The sequence below is a fragment of the Saccharicrinis aurantiacus genome (assembly GCF_947489045.1).
In the GTDB taxonomy this organism is placed as follows: Bacteria; Bacteroidota; Bacteroidia; order Bacteroidales; family Marinilabiliaceae; genus Saccharicrinis; species Saccharicrinis aurantiacus.
The window spans coordinates 12,921-31,455 of sequence record NZ_CANLCN010000020.1; the positions used below are offsets into that span (position 1 = coordinate 12,921).

Consider the following 18,535-nt stretch of genomic DNA (forward strand, 5'->3'; position numbering starts at 1 on the left):
ATTACTTAGTTATTAAAGAGATACCGTTGATAAATGGTAAGCTCTGTACTGAATTAAAATTTATTTCGATTGATTGTGAATCCGTTGTAATGAGGTAGGTTTTAGATAAGCTATGGCATCCGCCCACCAAATCAGAAGGAGAAAAGTTTTTCTCAATAACTGTGTTGTTCACAGTTATATCCATGCTAACATTTTCGGTATGCGTATTTTGCTGCGCGCCTAAATCATAAGCCAATGGAGCTCCAGAATGCTGTAAGTCGGCAAAGTGCAGTGTTAACTCATAAGTGCAAGGTTTTACATCAAATTTGTAAGTAAACTCTCCTTGGCGTTGCGTTTGAAATAAAGGATCATCGTTAGTACCTTTTATTTCAGCTGTAGTTCCAGGTCTGTCTCCTTTAATTAATGGCTCGCCTGAGATATATCCCCAGCTTCCTTTTTCATAAGCCACATCAGGCATAAAAACAATTGAAGAATTATCCTGATGAAAATATGCTTCGCTACCAGCGTTGATATGTATAGCTACTTTATCGCTACCAGCAATTTGCTTTTCTTGCGTATTGATACTTATGTAAGTAATATCTTCGGCCTTTTTCCCATCATTGGAGATACTTGTAGCTTTTAATACATGTTTACCATTTTTAATGGCTAATGCCCATTTGGCAGAAAAGTTTTTGACAGCCTTTTGGCCGATGAATTCATCATCCATATAAAGCTTAATGCTATCAGAATTAGAATAAACTTTTATGAATTGTATACTATCTGTTTCCAATAGTATTCTATTGTCCCAGTCACGCGTAGCGATATGCAAAACAGGCTCATGGTCTGTTAGTAATGCTTTCTGATAATAAAAAACATCCTTTGGTTCACGGTTTTTATAAACCATACCTTTGTTGTTGATACGTGGCATTGATTCTTGTCGGGCAGCAGAACTGAAGTCGATAAGGTTCCACATGGCACCTCCCAGAATGTAACTTGAATCTCTAATTACTGGCCAGTAATGCTCCATAAATTCCTGCTGATATTCAATTGAAAAATCAAATTTCTGAGGATTGAAACTATGAATACGCTTATCTGAACCAGCACCAAACTCAGAGATGATAAGAGGACGTGTTGGGTATTTTTGATGTTCGTTGGCTATAAAATCTTCAAAATCATTTATGCTATTTCCGTACCAACCATCATATAGGTTCCAACCAGAGATATCGGCAACTTCGGCTAAGCCAATTTCGTTATATAATTGTGTGCCATGATAGGCCATAACTGTATATCGAGAAGGATCAAGTTCTTTTGTTAAACCTTCCAGCTCATAGGCTAAATCTACCGTAGCTTTATATTGCGCATCGCGCTCTTTCTTATCTTTTATTCTATAAGGAACTTGAATGATAGCCTCATTCATATAACCCCACATAACTATTGATGGATGGTTAAAATGTTGCTGTATCATTTCTGATAAAGCTGATTTTGCATTTGCTTTAAACGCATTGTTGTTATTGACTAAATCCACTACCGGGATTTCTTCCCATACCAATAATCCCAACTCATCACAAGCATCTAGCACAGCTTTAGATTGCGGATAATGTGCTAGTCTAATGAAATTGTTACCCATTTCTTTAACTAGAGCTATATCGTCGTAATGTTGTTGATCTGTAAGGGCAATTCCTTGTGCATCTCTATCCTGATGGCGGCTAACACCCATTAGCTTTAGTGCTTCCCCATTTAAAACAAGAGCATTGTTATTATCTAATTCGAGCCAACGCCAACCTATATTTTCTCTAAGTGCATCTACAACAACGCCCTTATTGTTAATTATACTTAGTTCAAGTTTGTATAAGTTTGGAGTGTCAGGACTCCAAAGCATAGGGTTTTTAATCTCAGGCATCGAGTAATTAATGCTTTTTACTCCGTTGCTGATATTTTGCTTAATGCTTTTATTAAATACCTCTTCACCATTCGGGTCAATACATTTAATTTGGATAGTTGACTTTAACTTTGTTTCAGTATTATTTTTAACATCTATAGTTAATGCTCCTCTTGCCTCAGAGTGTGAAACGCTTTTGGTATAGAATTTAACTCCGGTTCCTCCAAGATCATCAATGGCGAACTGTAATTTATTTTTTTGAATGAACCACACAGGGCGATATATTCCTCCAAAAATTGTGAAGTCACCCGAAAGGGGAGGGATGTCTTGATTGGTGTTATCAACAACTACACTAATAGTATTTACACTATCATATTTTATGGCTTCATTAATATTTACATAAAAACCAGTATAGCCCCCTTTATGAGTTTTGATGGTTTGTCCGTTTACAATTACAGTAGCTAAAGAGTTAACGCCTTCAAAGTATAAGTAGCTATCTGCGTTTTTACTGATAGCATCAATAAAAAAATGTTTTGTATAAGTAGCTTCACCTCTATAGTAATTTGCAGTTTGATAAGCATCATTATTATAATGGTGAGGTAAAGTAATTTGCACAGGATCTTTATCAGATCCATTTAAATTAAAAAACCAACCATCATTAAACGATTCCTTAGTTTGAGAAACCAAAGTACCCGCATACATAAAAATTAAAACTGCTATTACTACATTCCTTTTCATATGTTTCGTGCTCTACATTTGTTGTGATTACGAAACAAATATTCTGATAAAGGCTAATTTTACATGATTTAGACATACATCAAAAGTACATCATAGACACTGTTAGGTTTTTAATTGCCTGTAAACCAGATTTTCGTGCATTTGTAAATAAGATTTAAATAAAGTTTTTAAATACTTAAGATATATGAATGTACATCATGATTTTTGGCAGGGAAATTGAATAAACAATACAGCTATATATAACGTTAAAGCTGTAAGAAATAACTATAAAATATGATTCAACCATATATAAAGGATTCAATATTCATATTGATTACCTGCCTTTTATTTATTCAAAATACAAATGCTGCAAGTGTAAATGAGGACTCGAAATCAGTTGTGGTTACACCATCTCTAAGGACTTTTACCAAGCAAGACTATAAAGCTGAGAATCAGAATTGGAGTGTTAGTAGTTCCGAGAGTGGTTTAGTATATTTTGCCAACTCTTTAGGTTTACTAAAATATGATGGTGAAAATTGGAGCCTCTATAAAACAGATAATGTTTTAAGATCGGTTTACTGCTCGGGTGATACTATTTATGTTGGAGGAAGTGGCCTAATGGGATACTTCTTAGAGCGAGAGAATCTGTCACAATTTCATTCCTTATCAAATATACAATCTGATATTTGGAAGATATATAAGTATAATAACGAGATTGTTTTTCAATCATTTAATAGATTCTTTTATCTGGATAAAAAGGGGCGAATTGGGATTGAGCGTTTAACGGAGGGTAATACTAGTTACTCCTATTTAATTGATGACGAAATTTACTATCAAATTAATTACGGGCCACTTTATGCCATTAAACCATATGGAAACAGCAATCGCTTAGTACAGGATACTTTATTGAAAGATTATATGGTTAATTACATATCTAAACTAAATGCTGATAAGTATTTGATTGGAACTTTAGACAATGGTTTGTTTATTTTAGATAACAGCAAACTAACACCTCTGAATGGGAAATTAAATTCCATGCTTAAAAAATACAAAATCAACCGTATTCTTAAATTAAATGCAGATACTTATGTTTTTGGAACTCTTAATGGAGGCGTTATTGTTGCGGATATTACCGGGAAGATAAAATATATTGTAAATCAGAGTAATGGATTACCAAACAATCGAATTCATAGCCTGCATAGGCAAAACGATCAAAACTTATGGATAGGCACTGAAAATGGAATTTCTTTAGTGAATTTAGAAAATCCATTTCGTTACCTTGAAAATAGAAGTGCTGGCCTGGGCATTAATTACGATGTGATAGAATACAATGGCTATTTTTATTTATGCACTAATCAGGGCGTCTATAGAAGTAAGGTAGATCATACTTTCCCATACGAATTTAAGTTAGAATTGGTAGATGGAACTCAGGGCCAGGTATGGAGTATGTACCATATCGATGATAAACTTTTTTTGGGGCACAACACGTCAACTTTACTTATAGATGGTGAAAAACTTAAGCAGTTATCCCACATTGCTGGTGGATATCAATTTGTACAAAGTAAACTGAATACTAATATTATTTACCAGAGTTCTTACTATGGAGTAGCAGTATATAAAAAAGAAAATAATAATTGGAACCTGTTTTATACGATTACTAACATAGATGGACCTACGCGTGATGTAATAGAAAATGAAGATGGATCTTTAATTGTAACAACACAGTATAAAGAGGCCTATCACGTGTACCCCAATCATGAAGCACAGAGTGCACAAATAAAAGATATTAGTAAGCATGCGACATTTTCAAATTCTAATTGGATACGTGCATTTAAAATTGGGAATAAAAACTTATTGGTTACTAACGATACTTCATTCTATTATGAAGATGAATACCTTCAGATTGCTCCAAAAGAATTACAAGGAATTAATTACGTGTCAGAATCGATTGATGATTATAGTTTTATATTAAAAGATACAGAGTTGCGACTGTTTAACTCAAAAGAAAACAATTATGTAGATATTCAATATGACTTGGGAAGAATTGAAAGCAACCTAATTTTTAAATACGAAAATATAAGAAAGATAGCAGACAGATCCTATGTTATTTGTTTGACCGATGGTTTAGTGTATGCTAATATTGATAGCCTTTTGCAGCATCCTGTAAGGAATAATAAACCCATTATAACCAATATATATTTTAGTAATGATAGACGCGGTGAGCAATACGATGTAGATAGTACACAGCTTGTGCCTTATGACTTTAATACTATTAATATTACATTCTCAGGATTAAATTATCAGACTAAATCAAAATACGAATTCTATTTAGAGGGTTATCATACAGAGTGGCGTACTATAAAAAATAGAAATTGGGTAAAATTTCAGAACTTAAGAGAAGGTGAGTATACTTTTAATGTAAAAGAGGTAGGAAATACACAAGTCAGCACTTATAAATTTGTAGTTCAACCTCCTTTTTACAGATCGACAATTGCTTATACATTGTACCTTATTACCTTGGTTTTGATATTATGGCTTACTCAAGTATTTACGAAATCAATTGCACGTAAGAAACTTTTAAAACAAAGGTTGAAACAACGCAAGATTAGGAATGAGCAGTTATTATTAAATACTAAAGAAGAGTTAAATACTACAGTTAAGGAGTTGCAGTATGAGGTTACCAATAAAACAGATAAACTAACTAACCTATTACTACAAAATACTAAAAAGAAGGAGGTTATTGATAATATTAAGGACGTACTACAAGGGATAAAAAAGGAGCAGCGATATGTGAATGCACGTCATATTGATAACCTTACTCGTATGATAAAAACCAATATTGACGAAACTAAAGATTGGTTGGTGTTTGAAGCTGCCTTTTCTGAGGCGCATCAGAATTTCTTTAAAAGATTAAAAGAAAAACATCCAAAGTTAACACCTGAAGATCTTAAATTGTGTGCTTACCTGAAGGTTAATCTTTCTTCAAAAGAATTGGCACCAATATTTAAAATTACTATTCGAAGTGTGGACTTAAAAATTTACCGCTTAAAGAAAAAGATGGATTTGCAGAAGGATGTTAAGCTTAAAGAATACATTCAAAACTTTAATTGATATAACCTACGCACTAAAATAACAAAGGGCACCTTAATAGAGATGCCCTTTGCTGTATTATATAAAACCGAAGTTTATTTGTTTGGAATATTCTTGAGGGTTTCTACTAGATATTCCCAAAACTTTTCAACTGAGTCAATATTTACTTTCTCGTCAGGTGAGTGAGGAAAACGAATTGTAGGACCAAAAGAAATCATATCCCAATTAGGATAAGCTGCTCCTAAAATTCCGCACTCTAAACCAGCATGGATGCCTTTAATTTCAGGCGTTTCTCCGTGAAGCTTAAAGTACACTTCCTTCATAGTATTGAGTATTGCTGAATCAGGGTTTGGTTTCCAACCTGGATACTGACCGCTAAATTCAATATCGGCACCCGCTAATCTGAATACACTTTCTAATGTTGATTCCACATCATCTTTAGCTGAATCTACCGAGCCTCTAATAAGGCACATTACTTTGGTAACGCCATTCTCAGATTTTACAATAGCTAAGTTTAATGAAGTTTCAACAAGGCCTGGCATGCTATCACTCATTCTGATAACACCATTGGGGCAAGCCTGTATTCCGTTCACTAAATCGTCTTGTGCCATTTCATCCATAACAAAAGCAGGTAGATCGCACTTTTCAGTTACCAACGATAAGTTTGGTTCTGTAACAGTTAATTCTGTTTGAAATATTTTTTCAAATTCCTCAACGGTTTCAACAAACTCAATTACATTGTTAGCAGGTACAGTAACAGTTGCAAAGGCTTCGCGCGGAATGGCATTGCGTAAGCTACCTCCATTAATAGATGATAAGCGTGCGCCATAACAAACAATAACCTCCTTCAATAAGCGGAACATTAATTTGTTAGCATTTCCACGGCCTAGGATAATATCCATACCAGAGTGGCCTCCTTTTAAGCCCGTAAGGGAAATGTTAAAAGCAACAGAATTAGTATCAGCCTCAACTTCGGTGTATTTAAAAGTTGCATTGGCATTTGAACCACCAGCACAGCCTACATATAATTCACCTTCATCTTCCGAGTCGAGGTTTAATAAAATATCAGCATCCAATAAGCCAGGCTCTAAACCAAAAGCTCCTGTCATACCAGTTTCTTCATCAATGGTAATTAAGGCTTCAATCGGGCCGTGCTCTAAATCGGTAGCTTGCAAAACAGCCATTGCTGCAGCTACACCAATACCATTATCAGCTCCTAAGGTTGTGCCATTGGCTTTAACCCATCCATCTTTAATAAACGTTTCAATAGGGTCGGTTTCAAAGTTATGTACCTTGTCGCTGTTTTTTTGAGGAACCATATCAATATGGCCCTGCATCACAACAGTTTTAGCATTCTCCATACCTGTAGTAGCAGGCTTTTTGATAATTATATTTCCAACTTTATCAACAATGGTTTCTAAACCTAGTTTTTGTCCGAAAGCAACTATAAAGTCTGCTGCTTTTTGCTCTTTTTTACTTGGTCGGGGAATTTGAGTTAAGGCATAAAAGCTTTCCCATAAACCTTTAGGTTCTAATTGGGCGATAGTATTTTCCATTTATTGTGTTTTTGCTATTTATAAATAGTGAGGCACAAACCATTGGGTGAGGTTTATGCCTATTTATTTTGATGATTACTTATCCGAAATTTGAATTAGCGCACCTGTAGTTGGGCAAATCTTAACCACAGTACCTTCTTTCTCTAGTATGCTTGATGGCATAGAAACTACTTGTCCGTATTGAGCAATTTTAAGATCTTGGCTCAATAGCTCAATGTTTTTATCAACAATTTTAACATTGGCAGATCCTGGTAAACAGTAATAAATACCGTTGCGAAGTACTACATCTTCTTTTTTTGGATCAACTACCTTATTGTTTTCAAGTTTTTTAAAATCAGCTCTATCTATTTTAATATAGATTGGCGTACCACTTAAGTCCATAGCATCTACAATACCATTGCTTTTTGAGAATCGGCACAAAACAGCATTTCCTCCTTCTTGCGAAGGTGCAAAACTAAAAGACTGAGTTTTTGATGCTTTAATGGTTTTACCTGCAAACATAGAAACAAAGTCTTTCTCCATTTGATCAAACCTATTTAATACTTGCTGATAGGCAATACCATCAGCTGGAGTATTATCAATATTTCCTGATAAAATATCGAAGCGATTGGCTCTGATATTATAAATCATATTGGCAGTTTCTTGAGCCATTGCCGTTGAGGAGGTTTTTAATAAAATATCCTCGGTAAGCTCAACTTCATTAAAGGTGATATCCTCTAAATGAGGAATTTCTTCTTGTTTCTTGCATGGAGCTGTAGTTTTTGGTTCTGCAGGGTTATTAAATCCTCTCAACACACCATCCTTTGTTAGGTTAATATGATCTGCAGAAGAGTTCCCTTCAGTAGTTATACTATACCTTTTGTTTTCATCAGCAATACCTTTGGTATAAACCTTAACACTTTTGATGTGCCACTCTTCATTATCCTGGGTAATTACATTGTTCAAGTTTAAAAAACGTTGTGAATATCTGTAAAAAGGACCCGCTTTTTGAATCACTTTTTCAGTTACAATATCTACCTGAATAATTGATTTTGGTAAGGTGTAGCTTAATGACTGACTGGTTGCATCATCAATAGAATTAGTTGACGTAATGTTAACTTTTGATACGACTTCTTGCGGTACTGAGCAACTCACAAAAAACGCAACGGAAGCTCCGATAAATAAGGTTTTAATGTACTTGTGCATTTTACTGTTTTTGGTATAATATTATTTGTTGTTTATCTCTTTAAACGCTGCTGCTAAATGATTTATTATATCACTAGCAATAAGCGATTCTTGCGATTCGGTATTTAGGGCTATGTCGGCAGACAAGCCATGCAAATATACACCTAATATTGATGCATCCTTACATGAATATCCTTGTGCGAGTAAAGATAAAATTATTCCGCTTAGCACATCACCACTTCCGGCACTTGCCATGCCCGGATTTCCAGTACTGTTAAAATAACATGTACCATCAGCAAGGCAGGTAATGGTATAGGCACCCTTTAAAATGGTGGTGCACTTATGTTGTTTACTAAACAATGTAAGCTTCTCTAATTTTTCAGTATCATTTTCCCATTCACCAACTAAGCGTTTAAATTCTCCCGGGTGCGGAGTTAAAACCGTATGTGAGCCAAGATGTTTTAATAACGCATTATTTTCTGCCAATAGGTTTAAAGCATCGGCATCTATTAACATGGGCTTTTGGTTATTTATTAAGAGCTGCTCAAAGGCTTTTGCACTGTTAGGTTTAGTATTTAAACCAGGGCCAATGCCTATGGCTGCATAGGTGTCGAGAGTAGGGAATTGCGTAAAATACATTTCCGACCTATCGATATTTACCATGGCCTCGGGCACGCTAGTTTGCATTATTTGATAACCCCAATGCGGAATATGACAAGTTAATAAACCAAGGCCAGATTTTAAACAGGCCTTGCCTGATAACACGGCAGCGCCCATTTTCCCGTAACTTCCTGCAATTAATAGGGCATGACCAAAAGTACCTTTGTGGGCAAAGCGACTTCTTTTTTTCAATATTACTTTAGGGATTTCTTCATCCACAAAGTAATTGGTGGTTTTACTAGAGGCTATGCCCGAATTGGAGAGTCCAATATTTAATAAACTCCAGTTTCCAACGTAACAATCGCATTCAGGAAATAAGAAACTTAATTTAGGCATTTGAAAGCTTAAGGTTTCAGTGGCTTTAATTATCGAATGCTTGGGATGAGGACTGTTTTCTGCCATTAATCCCGATGGAATATCGATGGAAATAACAGTTCTGTTTAGCATATTTAGTTGTGTAATTATTTCAGCAATTGGTCCTTCAATAGGTCGGTTTAAACCAGTGCCAAATAGCGCATCAATTATAATTCCATCGTCGGGGATATTATCAAGTTGAGCACTTTTAGAAATTAACTTTATTTTATCGGGGGCAAGTGCTTTAAAGCGCTCAAGGTTTATACTGGCATCTTCACTTAAAGATTTACCCAAGTCTATTAAGTAGCAATGAACCGATTGTAAGGCATTGGAGAGTAGTCGGGCAATAGCAAAGCCATCGCCACCATTATTTCCATTACCACAAAAAATATAAAAAGGTTTATTAGGGTAGTAATGCAGTAGGTAATCTGCAGCATTGGAGGCTGCTCTTTCCATTAAATCAATTGAACTGATGGGTTCATTTTTAATGGTAAATGCATCTAAAGCTTTAATTTGAAGTGGAGGAAGAATCTTCATACTCTCTATGATTTTGTTTGATGTTTACATGCCATATTATATGGTATAATACCTATGAGGCCTTATTTATATCAATCGGAAGATACAAATATCATTACTTAATATTTTAAGTTTATGTGTATAACTCAGGTTTATATGAGAAAAAACACTTTTTAACTAGGGTAATTTGTCTATTTTTGCCGCGCTTATACAAATATTAAACATTACAAAATATATAATTTCTATAAAATGAGTAATCAGGATAAAGGATTTTTTGGACACCCAATGGGATTGTCTACACTTTTTGCCACAGAGATGTGGGAGCGATTTAGCTATTATGGTATGCGTGCTCTTTTAGTACTGTTTTTAACAGCTGAATTAGCAACAGGAGGTTTTGGATTAGATAGAGAAGCTGCCTTTACCATTTACGGTATTTTTACTGGTTTGGTTTATGTAACCCCTCTTTTAGGTGGAGTATTAGCCGATAAAGTATTAGGCCAGAGAATGACCATCTACATTGGTGGATTAACCATGGCTGTTGGACAGTTTATGCTATCAGCTGCTGCAATAGGTGGCGATGCCATGGAAACGCGTCAATTTTGGTTTTATGCAGGTTTAGGTGTTCTTATTTTAGGTAATGGATTTTTCAAGCCTAATATTTCAACTATGGTTGGAGACCTATACGATAATAATGACCCGCGCAAAGATGGTGGTTTTACTATCTTTTATATGGGTATTAACTTAGGTGCATTTTTATCGCCGTTTGTAGCTGGGTATTTAGGCGAGCAAATTAGCTGGGAGTATGGATATTTAGCTTCTGGTTTAGGTATGTTAATTGGTGTAGTTTGGTTTTTAGTTCGTTCTGAAAAAACTTTAGGTCGTATTGGTTTACCTCCTAAAGCTGATGAATCAAGAACTAAATTAAACGCTGTTGATTGGACGAAAGTTGGTATTTACACCGCAGTATTAGTATTTGGTGTTATTGGTTTCATGCAAGGATGGAACGCTTTAAGCGAAGGTGCTCAAAGTGCAATACCAAAGGTAGTTGGTGCAATTGGTGGAATTTATCTTACTATTTCAATTGTTCGTGGAGTTGAAAGTAAAGAGCAATGGGCTAGAGTTGCAGTTATATTAATACTAGCTTTCTTTAATATCTTTTTCTGGGTAGGTTTTGAGCAAGCCGGTACAACATTTAACCTTTTTGCAGCTGACAATACTAACCGTATGATTGGGAGTTTTGAAATTCCTGCCTCATGGTTTCAAGCTATCAACGCTATTTTTATTGTATTATTAGCTCCTGTGTTTTCTATACTTTGGTTAAAACTAGATAAGTTAAAACTAAATCCAAAAACGCCATTTAAGTTTGGATGGGGAATGTTGTTATTAGCTGTTGGTGCTGCTGTTATGGCCGTTGCTGATGGGATTTCTAATGGAGGTGAGTCGATGCAGTTAGTATCTCCATTATGGTTAACAGCTGTATATTTAATCTTTACTATGGGTGAGCTTTGTATTTCACCAATTGGATTATCTATGGTAACAAAATTAGCTCCACCAAAATTAGTTTCTACACTAATGGGTGTTTGGATGTTCTCTTTTGCAGCAGGTAACATGGGTGCATCACAAATGGAGAAGTTTTCTGCATCAGTTGAAGCTTCAATAGGTCAGCCAGTAAATGTATTTTGGTTTGTAGCCGTAATTACAGGTGTTGCATCTGTTCTTTTATTTATTCTTTCTCCTTGGTTGAGTAAAATGATGAAAGGTATCAACTAGAACCTTTTTAAAATATAGTAAGCCCAATGGAATTATTTTCATTGGGCTTTTTTGTGCCTTATCATCTTGTATTAAACTAGCATTTTAAAGCGGTAGGCTGCATATGTAAGATTCGGTGTGTATTAGTAAAGTGAAAAAATACATCATATATTTATAATAATACTTATGTTTGTGCGTTATTTCACCTGTTAATCTTGTGATTGGCAGTATTAATACCTAATAAATACCTAAACTTAAATGAAAACAAACTTGTTGAGCATACTCTTCCTACTTATGGGAACGTATGCTTTCTCTCAAACTAAAAACTTCACCATATCAGGATATATTATTGATGCCGGAAGTGGAGAAAAACTCATTAACGCCAATATTTACGATCCCAACACCTATAAAGGTGCAGTGAGTAATGTATACGGTTTTTATAGTTTATCCTTACCCGAAGGAGATTATAAAATTGTGTATTCCTATGTCGGCTTTGAGAGCAAAATCGTAGAAATTAATTTAAAGGAAGATCAGGTGCTAAATATGGCACTAGATTATACCAAATCTATTGATGAGGTAACCGTAGTAGGTGGTGCAGTTACCAATAAGCTCGAGGATTCCCAGATGAGTAAAGAAGTGCTTACTATGGAAATGGTAAAATCGATGCCTGCTTTTATGGGAGAGGCTGATGTGATGAAGGCCTTGCAGCTGCTTCCTGGAGTGCAATCGGGCTCAGAATCTACATCGGGTTTATATGTACGCGGTGGTGGTCCTGATCAAAACCTTATTTTACTCGATGGTGTGCCCGTTTACAATGCCAATCATTTGTTTGGTTTTTTCTCCGTATTTAATCCTGATGCTATTAAAAATGTATCGCTTTACAAAGCGGGTTTTCCAGCACGTTTTGGCGGTCGCCTTTCTTCGGTTGTTGATATTAGAATGAAAGAAGGAAATGAAAAGGAATTCCATGGAGGCGTTCAAGTGGGCTTAGTTTCTTCTAAATTTCACTTAGAAGGGCCCATCAAAAAAGATAAAACAGCTTTTCATGTATCGGCTAGGCGTACATACGTTGATGCTTTAATGCGCCCTTTTATGAATCAAGAAGATGGCGTTGCGGGCTATTACTTTTACGATTTAAATGCAAAGGTGAATCATAAATTCTCAGAAAAAGACCGTTTGTATTTGAGTGCATATGCGGGCAGGGATAAGGCCAGTAGTACATGGGATGATAGTTATGATTACGATTACAGTGGCTATAGATATAAGGATGAAAGTAAGCTGTATTGGGGTAATGTAACTACCGCTTTAAGGTGGAATCATGTTTTTAACAACAAGTTATTTAGTAATACTACGCTTACTTATAGTGAGTATAATTTTAATGTACAAAGTCAATCGCAAACCTATGAGTACGATGTAAAAACCGAAGATGTATTTTACAAATACAAATCAGGGATTGACGATATGAGTGCTAAAATAGAGTTTGATTGGTATCCTAATTATACCAATAATATAAAGTTTGGCTTAAACTATATATACCACACTTTTACACCAGGGGTTGAGGTTTTTAAGGCTAGTGGTGAGTCGGATAATATTGATCAAACCACTGGCGGAGATGCTACCAATGCACAAGAGATCAATACTTTTATTGAGGATGATATTATTTTAACCGATAAACTAAAAGCCAATGTAGGTTTGCACTATTCTATGTTTAGCGTAAACAATAGTTTTTATTCTTCTTTTGAACCTCGTTTGAGTATGCGCTATTTAGCAGGTAATAAATTAACCTTTAAGGTAGCTTATTCAAAAATGCAACAATATCTACATTTGTTAAGTAATTCTACAATTGGTTTGCCAACCGATTTATGGTTGCCTGTAACCGATAAGGTGAAACCTCAAATATCACATCAAGTGGCAGCAGGTGTAGTCTATAATATATTTTCAGGATACACATTTTCCACTGAGGGCTTTTATAAGGAAATGCAAAACCTAATTGAATATAAAGAGGGAGCCTCGTTTTTTGGTTCATCAACAGGGTGGGAGGATAAAGTAGAAACAGGAGATGGAAAAGCTTATGGTGTTGAGTTTTTATTGAAGAAGGAACAAGGAAGTAGTACGGGTTGGATTGGTTATACCTGGTCGCGATCGGAGCGTTTATTTGAAAACCTGAATGATGGACAATGGTTTCCTGCTAGGTACGACAGAACGCACGATGTAAGTGTAGTGTATAGCTACAAAGTATCGGATAAATTCGACTTTGGGGCAACGTGGGTATTTGGTACAGGTAATGCCATCACATTACCAACACATCAGGTTGACTATATACCTGCACAAGATGCTTATTACTACAATAATACCGTGCCATATTTTAAGGAGCGTAATAATTATAGAATGCCTAATTATCATAGGTTAGATATTGGTTGTAATTTTCATAAAAAGAAAAAGCGCGGTTTAAGAACCTGGAACATCAGTGTCTATAATTTATACAACAGGCAAAATCCTTTCTATTTATATGTTGATGACGGCTATGGTAATGGAGCTACTAAATCTTTGAAGCAGGTATCTCTATTTCCAATACTACCTTCAGTTTCTTACACTTATAATTTTTAAGCTATGAAGTATATAAAATATATAATGAGTCCTATAGTTTTGTTTTTTATCCTATCCTGCGAAAAAGACATTGCATACAATGGGGAGGAGCTCACTAATTTTATGGTATTAAATTCAATACTAACTGCAGACTCATTAATTGAGTGTAGGATAACGCGCAGTAATACCTTATTAGAATCGGGAGAAATTCAAAGCATAGATGATGCTGAAGTCAATCTTTATAAAGATGGAGAATTCGTTGAAACGCTGAAGAAGAATTATTTTGGAGATTATTTTTCTGAGGCTGGAATTAGAAGCGAGGTTGGGAGTAATTATGCCATAAAGTGCAGTCATAATAAATATGCCAGCATCGAAGCTTCAGAGGCTATTTTAACTCCTGTTGATGCCAAAATACTATCTATGGAAGAGGGCTTATCAAGCTCGAATAACTATTATTATGGGGGTAGCGGCGAGGTATTAAAATTTAGAGTGCAGATTAATGACCTTAAGGGAAATGATTTTTACCGACTAAGGGTTTATGGTCCTTCGGTGAGTTATGATTATGATTACGAAAGTGAGGAGAGCTCTATTAGTATGCAGCAAGGAAACTATACGATGTATGTTAATTCAAAAGATCCGGTATTGAATGGCAATAAAGTGGTTACAGAGAATGATTTTGAAGATAATCCGTATAACGAGTATACTGTATTTGATGACATTTTATTTGATGGTGAATCTTATGTGCTCCAATTCGAAGTAGATAATCCTACTATATGGTTTGAAAATGAAGAAGAAAAGAAATGGTATTTAGATGAAATAAAAGTAGATGTACAGCACATAAGCGAGGGCTTGTATAAGAATTTTGTAACAGTTACTGCATCTAACTATTACGGAGATAGTCCATTCTCAGAACCTGTTCAGATTTACTCTAATGTAGAGGGAGGAGCTGGTATATTAGGCACCGTAAGTTCTAATATTCTTTCGGAATAGTAGTATCCTGAGCTCTTTAATTTTCTAGATACTCAACTGGGAAAGCTTATGAAAAATCAAAATCCCACAGAAACATTTTCAGTGGGATTTTTTGTTATTTATAAACCAATAATGCTAAAAAGTAATTCTGCTTGTTAATATACTAATTTTTATTGTTTACAAGCTCTACTTTTGGTTCATCTTCGCTTTTTTCTCCATTCCACCAAAAAGTATACGTTTTGTCAGAATTGCTTATAGGTACCTTTTCACCAATGAGGGGAGTAATAATATGAAACGTTGTATCCTTATGTAATTTTGTAATTTCTGATAATGGGGTATCCCAATCGTGGTTGGCTAAACTAAATTTTCCTGAGTGTCCGGGTAAAATGGCCTTTGTATTTAGGTCTTTGGCAGCTTGTAGTACTTCGTTAGGCATCATGTGAATATACTTCCATGCCTCGTTATATTGGCCATTCTCCATAAGTGCTAAATCAAAAGAACCAAACTGTTTTCCTATTTTAAGTAAGTGCGTATCATAACCACCATCGCCGCCAAAAAAGAGCTGTGAACTAGGGCTCTGAAAAACAAAGGCTACCCATAAACTTTGGTTGCGCTTGAATCCTCGTCCTGAAAAATGACGGGTAGGGGTAGTATGAACCACAAACCCCTTATCGAGTGTGGTTTTATCATTCCAATCCGTTTCAATAATGGCTTCCTTTTTAAATCCCCATCTATCAAAATGAGAACCAACTCCTAATCCGCATACAATTTGCTTAAGTTTTGGTTTCAGGGCCATAATTGTTTCATAATCTAGGTGATCCCAATGGTCGTGGGTAATAAACAAATAATCAATTTCAGGAATGTCGCTATAGGCATATACATCAGTACCTTCAAATGCTTTTGTAGTTATCGGAATTGGAGATGCAGCACCACTAAGCACAGGGTCAATTAATATTTTTTTGCCATCTACTTGTAAGAAATATGAGGAGTGGCCAAACCAAACCAAAATATTCTCTTCAGGACTCAAATTGTGCAAGTCAATTTTCTCAGAGGGTATTATATCAGAAGGTTTTCTTTTTGATTTATCAGAGAAGATGGCCTCTTTAAGAACGCCCCATATGCTGTGCCCTTCGGCTAAACTAGGCGTATGACTTAGATTTTTAAACTCACCATCTCGATAGTTGGGAGATGCTTTAATGCGCTCTAAGCGTTCGCCACTCGGAAGCTTTCCAAACTTTTTTTGCTGCATAAATAGGTAAGTAGCCGCTGCAAAACTCACTATTATTATAAGAATAATCATCATTGCCTTTTTCATTTGAATATATTTCTATTGCTTTTTTATGGAGAGGGTTGACTTCAATAAAATGCAATGTTAAAATCATAAATACTATCTGTATCTATAAAAACTGCATAAAACTATTATAAAATATTATATGCTTTAGGTATTATTATACTGGAATAAGGATATTGAGCTCTGTAATGTTCAAATTGATTTACGAAAAGACTTATTTACCACTAAACTGCTTCTTTATTAGTTAAGGATAATGAAACCTAGTGCATTATTTTACTATTTGTATTGCCCCGTATTCAGCATCCATCTCATTTACAGGTGCGACATGATTTTATACAGTTTAGAGAAACCGTTTTTTTCTCTTATTTTCGCAAACAGCATAACAAAAACTTACTAGGTAAGTATACCTGAATATTAAGAAAAACACAACATATGTCTGTAAAAGAAACCAAGGCCGAAAATGGCGGAATGATTAATAAATTCTTAAATATAGTTGAGCGAGCAGGAAATGCTTTACCACATCCTGCAACCTTATTTGCCATTTTATCGGCTACTATTTTAGTACTTAGCTTTGTAATGAGTTTGTTTGATCCGCAGGTAATTCATCCGGGTACGAAAGAAACCATAAAGGTGGTGAACTTACTTTCTAAGGAAGGTTTAGATTTAATATTAACTAGAACGGTAACTAATTTTACAGGTTTTGCACCTCTGGGTACCGTATTGGTGGCCTTATTAGGTATTGGCATAGCTGAAAGCTCAGGGCTTATAGGAACCATGTTACGCTTGGTAGTATTGAAATCGCCTGCTAAAATATTAACTTTTGTAGTAGTTTTTGCAGGGGTTATTTCAAATACAGCTAGCGAAGTAGGATATGTGTTATTAGTGCCTTTGGCTGCAGTAATATTTTTAGCTGCAGGGCGCCATCCTTTAGCAGGATTAGCAGCGGCTTTTGCTGGAGTATCTGGAGGATATAGTGCCAACTTACTTTTGGGTACTGTTGATCCACTCTTGGCTGGGCTTTCGCAAGAAGCAGCACAAATTATGAATGAAACTTATACGGTTAGTGCGGCTAGTAACTACTACTTTATGTTTGTATCTACCTTCTTAATTTCTGGATTAGGAACATTGGTCACCGAAAAAATTGTAATTCCTAAACTAGGATTGTATACAGGTGATGCCGAAGCTGAAGATATTCATCCGCTCAATGCCGCAGAAAAGAAAGGACTTTTTTATGCTACCATTGCCACGCTGATTATGGTGCTTGTAATGGTATGGGGATTATTACCTGAGGATAGTTTTATTGCTTTTAGTGGGTTTTTAAGAGAAGCAGGAACAGGCAGTATTTTAAAATCGCCCTTCCTAAAAGGTATTGTAACTATAATATTTGTTGTGGCTGCTGTTGCGGGTATTGCTTATGGGGTAGGAGCCAAAACCATTAAAAGCGATGCGGATGTAATGAAGGGGATGGGTAAATCAATGGAAACCCTAGGTTCGTATATTGTTTTGGTGTTCTTTGCAGCTCAGTTTGTAGAATATTTTAAGTGGACAAATATTGGTTTGATTTCAGCCATATCGGGGGCCGAGTTTTTACAAAGCATTAAATTAACCGGCATACCACTTATGATAGGCTTTATATTAATAGCCGCCTTAATTAACATCATCATGGGATCTGCTTCGGCTAAATGGGCCATAATGGCGCCTGTGTTTATTCCTATGTTTATGATATTGGGTTACTCACCTGAGTTTACACAATTGGTATATCGTATTGGCGATTCGGTAACCAATATTATATCCCCCATGCTGAGTTACTTTGCCCTAATTGTTGCATTTATTAATCAGTACGATAAAAAAGCAGGTATCGGAACCGTTATTTCCATTATGCTCCCTTATTCAATTGTTTTCTTTATAGGATGGAGTATTATGCTAGCCATTTGGATGGTTTTAGGCTTACCAATTGGCCCAGGAGCACCTTTGCATTACGGAGGATAGTTTGTGTAGAATTATAGAATGTTCTCTCAATAATAA

Annotated in this window: 10 protein-coding genes; 5 read left to right on the plus strand and 5 right to left on the minus strand. The window is 35.5% G+C overall.

Annotated features, from left to right (window positions below; translation table 11 throughout):
- Position 1: 1 nt before the first annotated feature.
- Complete coding sequence (locus tag QMO11_RS18200; protein ID WP_282039011.1) at positions 2 to 2,596, minus strand: glycoside hydrolase family 2 TIM barrel-domain containing protein; 2,595 nt, start codon at positions 2,594 to 2,596, stop codon at positions 2 to 4.
- Between the two features lie 273 nt (positions 2,597 to 2,869).
- On the opposite strand from QMO11_RS18200, the gene QMO11_RS18205 reads away from it, so the two are divergent.
- The gene (locus QMO11_RS18205) at positions 2,870 to 5,686 is read left to right on the plus strand and encodes a triple tyrosine motif-containing protein (RefSeq protein WP_282039013.1); all 2,817 of its coding nucleotides are present in this window, start codon (positions 2,870 to 2,872) and stop codon (positions 5,684 to 5,686) included.
- Positions 5,687 to 5,760: 74 nt separating this feature from the next.
- Here the strand turns inward: QMO11_RS18205 and QMO11_RS18210 are convergent, their stop codons facing one another.
- From QMO11_RS18210 to QMO11_RS18220, 3 genes are all read right to left on the minus strand, one after another.
- Positions 5,761 to 7,221 (minus strand): aminoacyl-histidine dipeptidase, encoded by a 1,461-nt coding sequence (locus QMO11_RS18210; protein ID WP_282039015.1) that lies wholly within the window; start codon positions 7,219 to 7,221, stop codon positions 5,761 to 5,763.
- A gap of 75 nt (positions 7,222 to 7,296) precedes the next feature.
- Positions 7,297 to 8,406 carry a DUF4831 family protein gene (locus tag QMO11_RS18215; protein WP_075602298.1) on the minus strand — a complete coding sequence of 370 codons (1,110 nt, stop codon included), beginning with the start codon at positions 8,404 to 8,406 and terminating at the stop codon, positions 7,297 to 7,299.
- Positions 8,407 to 8,427: 21 nt separating this feature from the next.
- Positions 8,428 to 9,936, minus strand: a complete 1,509-nt coding sequence (locus QMO11_RS18220) for an NAD(P)H-hydrate dehydratase (RefSeq protein WP_282039017.1) — start codon at positions 9,934 to 9,936, stop codon at positions 8,428 to 8,430.
- 228 nt (positions 9,937 to 10,164) lie between these two features.
- On the opposite strand from QMO11_RS18220, the gene QMO11_RS18225 reads away from it, so the two are divergent.
- From QMO11_RS18225 to QMO11_RS18235, 3 genes are all read left to right on the plus strand, one after another.
- Positions 10,165 to 11,685, plus strand: a complete 1,521-nt coding sequence (locus QMO11_RS18225) for a peptide MFS transporter (RefSeq protein WP_282039019.1) — start codon at positions 10,165 to 10,167, stop codon at positions 11,683 to 11,685.
- 237 nt (positions 11,686 to 11,922) lie between these two features.
- Positions 11,923 to 14,271, plus strand: a complete 2,349-nt coding sequence (locus tag QMO11_RS18230; protein ID WP_282039020.1) for a TonB-dependent receptor — start codon at positions 11,923 to 11,925, stop codon at positions 14,269 to 14,271.
- Positions 14,272 to 14,274: 3 nt separating this feature from the next.
- On the plus strand, positions 14,275 to 15,240 hold the full coding sequence (locus QMO11_RS18235; protein WP_282039022.1) for a DUF4249 domain-containing protein: 966 nt from the start codon (positions 14,275 to 14,277) through the stop codon (positions 15,238 to 15,240).
- 142 nt (positions 15,241 to 15,382) lie between these two features.
- On the opposite strand, the gene QMO11_RS18240 is transcribed toward QMO11_RS18235, so the two are convergent.
- On the minus strand, positions 15,383 to 16,534 hold the full coding sequence (locus tag QMO11_RS18240; RefSeq protein WP_282039023.1) for an MBL fold metallo-hydrolase: 1,152 nt from the start codon (positions 16,532 to 16,534) through the stop codon (positions 15,383 to 15,385).
- A 408-nt stretch (positions 16,535 to 16,942) separates the two neighbouring features.
- Between QMO11_RS18240 and QMO11_RS18245 the strand changes: the two genes are divergently transcribed.
- Positions 16,943 to 18,499, plus strand: coding sequence for an AbgT family transporter (locus tag QMO11_RS18245; RefSeq protein WP_075602304.1), 1,557 nt, complete (start codon positions 16,943 to 16,945; stop codon positions 18,497 to 18,499).
- Positions 18,500 to 18,535 lie beyond the last annotated feature (36 nt).

Bases quoted from the DNA above. Each gene is read 5' to 3' on its own strand.
- QMO11_RS18200 (WP_282039011.1), bottom strand. From the start codon at position 2,596: ATGAAAAGGAATGTAGTAATAGCAGTTTTAATTTTTATGTATGCGGGT.
- QMO11_RS18205 (WP_282039013.1), top strand. From the start codon at position 2,870: ATGATTCAACCATATATAAAGGATTCAATATTCATATTGATTACCTGC.
- QMO11_RS18210 (WP_282039015.1), bottom strand. From the start codon at position 7,221: ATGGAAAATACTATCGCCCAATTAGAACCTAAAGGTTTATGGGAAAGC.
- QMO11_RS18215 (WP_075602298.1), bottom strand. From the start codon at position 8,406: ATGCACAAGTACATTAAAACCTTATTTATCGGAGCTTCCGTTGCGTTT.
- QMO11_RS18220 (WP_282039017.1), bottom strand. From the start codon at position 9,936: ATGAAGATTCTTCCTCCACTTCAAATTAAAGCTTTAGATGCATTTACC.
- QMO11_RS18225 (WP_282039019.1), top strand. From the start codon at position 10,165: ATGAGTAATCAGGATAAAGGATTTTTTGGACACCCAATGGGATTGTCT.
- QMO11_RS18230 (WP_282039020.1), top strand. From the start codon at position 11,923: ATGAAAACAAACTTGTTGAGCATACTCTTCCTACTTATGGGAACGTAT.
- QMO11_RS18235 (WP_282039022.1), top strand. From the start codon at position 14,275: ATGAAGTATATAAAATATATAATGAGTCCTATAGTTTTGTTTTTTATC.
- QMO11_RS18240 (WP_282039023.1), bottom strand. From the start codon at position 16,534: ATGAAAAAGGCAATGATGATTATTCTTATAATAATAGTGAGTTTTGCA.
- QMO11_RS18245 (WP_075602304.1), top strand. From the start codon at position 16,943: ATGTCTGTAAAAGAAACCAAGGCCGAAAATGGCGGAATGATTAATAAA.